The organism is Pedobacter jamesrossensis (assembly GCF_042650905.1).
Taxonomy (GTDB): domain Bacteria; phylum Bacteroidota; class Bacteroidia; order Sphingobacteriales; family Sphingobacteriaceae; genus Pedobacter; species Pedobacter jamesrossensis.
Map to the genome: position 1 here is coordinate 1 of NZ_JBHSBY010000006.1, position 521 is coordinate 521.

At 47.6% G+C, this 521-nt stretch carries 1 protein-coding gene; it reads left to right on the forward strand.

The window, feature by feature from the left end; genetic code table 11:
- Positions 1–521 (forward strand): tandem-95 repeat protein (locus ACFOUY_RS00755; protein WP_378958528.1); only part of this gene is annotated, 521 nt, incomplete at both ends.

Sequence of the window (521 nt, forward strand, 5' to 3'; positions counted from 1 at the left end):
TGTTGTCAATACAGACGGCACTTATACCTATACCCCGAATGCTAATTACAATGGTCCGGATAGCTTTATCGTAACAGTAAGCGATGGAAACGGCGGCACCACTACGGTAACCATTCCGGTTACTGTTACCCCGGTAAACGATATTCCGGTAGCAGTATCACCAGCAATCACTACACCAGAGGATTCACCTCAAAACGGTACAATCACCGTTACGGATGTGGATGGCGGAACGCCTGTTTTCAGTTTGACCACACCTCCTTCAAACGGAACGGTTGTTGTCAATACAGACGGCACTTATACCTATACCCCGAATGCTAATTACAATGGTCCGGATAACTTTACCGTAACGGTAAGCGATGGAAATGGCGGCACCACTACGGTAACCATTCCAGTAACGGTTACTCCCGTAAATGATATTCCGGTAGCAGTATCACCAGCAATCACTACACCGGAGGATTCACCTCAGAACGGTACAATCACCGTTACGGATATAGATGGCGGAACGCCTGTATTCAGCCTGA